The sequence below is a fragment of the Gallibacterium melopsittaci genome, from assembly GCF_042433085.1.
Taxonomy (GTDB): domain Bacteria; phylum Pseudomonadota; class Gammaproteobacteria; order Enterobacterales; family Pasteurellaceae; genus Gallibacterium; species Gallibacterium melopsittaci.
The window spans coordinates 1-575 of sequence record NZ_JBHLWA010000052.1 but is presented as its reverse complement, the minus strand read 5'-3'; the positions used below and the strand labels follow the sequence as shown (position 1 = coordinate 575).

General features: G+C 49.0%; 1 rRNA gene. It reads left to right on the top strand.

From position 1 onward, the window contains the following. Positions 1 to 575: ribosomal RNA gene (locus ACFFHT_RS10950) — 23S ribosomal RNA — on the top strand; the annotation flags it as partial.

Below are 575 nucleotides of genomic sequence, written 5' to 3'. Positions count from 1 at the left end.
GAAGGACGTGCTAATCTGCGAAAAGCGTGGGGGAGTTGATAAGGAGCGGAGAGCCCACGATATCCGAATGGGGAAACCCGGTAGGTGAAGAGCCTATCATGCTTAACTGAATTCATAGGTTAAGCAGGCGAACCAGGAGAACTGAAACATCTCAGTACCCTGAGGAAAAGAAATCAACCGAGATTCTGCGAGTAGCGGCGAGCGAAAGTGGAGGAGCCGTTAGAGATAGCGACGAGATTAGGAGAATGAGTTGGGAAGCTCAATCGAAGAGGGTGATAGTCCCGTATCCGAAAATCGAGTGGTGGTACTAAGCTAACAAGAAGTAGGGCGAGACACGAGGAATCTTGTCTGAAGAAGGGGGGACCATCCTCCAAGGCTAAATACTCCTGATTGACCGATAGTGAACCAGTACCGTGAGGGAAAGGCGAAAAGAACCCCGGGAGGGGAGTGAAAGAGAACCTGAAACCGTGTACGTACAAGCAGTGGGAGCATGGAGAAATCTATGTGACTGCGTACCTTTTGTATAATGGGTCAGCGAGTTATATTTTGTAGCGAGGTTAACTGAATAAGGAAGC